The organism is Anaerovorax odorimutans (assembly GCF_024459955.1).
In the GTDB taxonomy this organism is placed as follows: domain Bacteria; phylum Bacillota; class Clostridia; order Peptostreptococcales; family Anaerovoracaceae; genus Hominibacterium; species Hominibacterium odorimutans_A.
In genome coordinates this window covers 1-366 of sequence record NZ_JANFXK010000117.1, presented here as the reverse complement: position 1 = coordinate 366, position 366 = coordinate 1, and the positions used below count along the sequence as shown (strand labels likewise).

1 protein-coding gene is annotated in these 366 nt (G+C 45.1%); it reads left to right on the top strand.

Translation table 11 applies throughout. The features are described 5' to 3' along the window. Positions 1 to 366, top strand: a 366-nt coding sequence (locus NE619_RS18130) for a shikimate kinase (RefSeq protein WP_256133876.1), incomplete at both ends; no start/stop codon positions are given.

Genomic DNA, 366 nt, shown 5'->3' with positions numbered 1-366 from the left:
AAAAAATTTGATTTTTATAGGGATGCCCGCAGTAGGAAAGAGTACGGTCGGCATCGTTGTGGCGAAGCGTCTCGGAATGCAGTTTATCGATACAGATCTGTTGATCCAGGAGCAGGAGAAGAAACTTTTGTGTGAGATTATAGCCGAAGTGGGAGAAGATGGGTTTATTGAGATCGAAAACAGGGTGAATGCAGACGTCGATGCGGAAAACGCGGTCATTTCCCCGGGCGGAAGTGTGATTTATTGCGAAGAGGCGATGAAACATTATAAAAATATCGGAACGGTCGTATATTTGAAAGCGTCTTATCAGACAATAAAAAAGAGAATCCGCAATCCGAAAAAGCGCGGAGTTGTTCTGCGCGACGG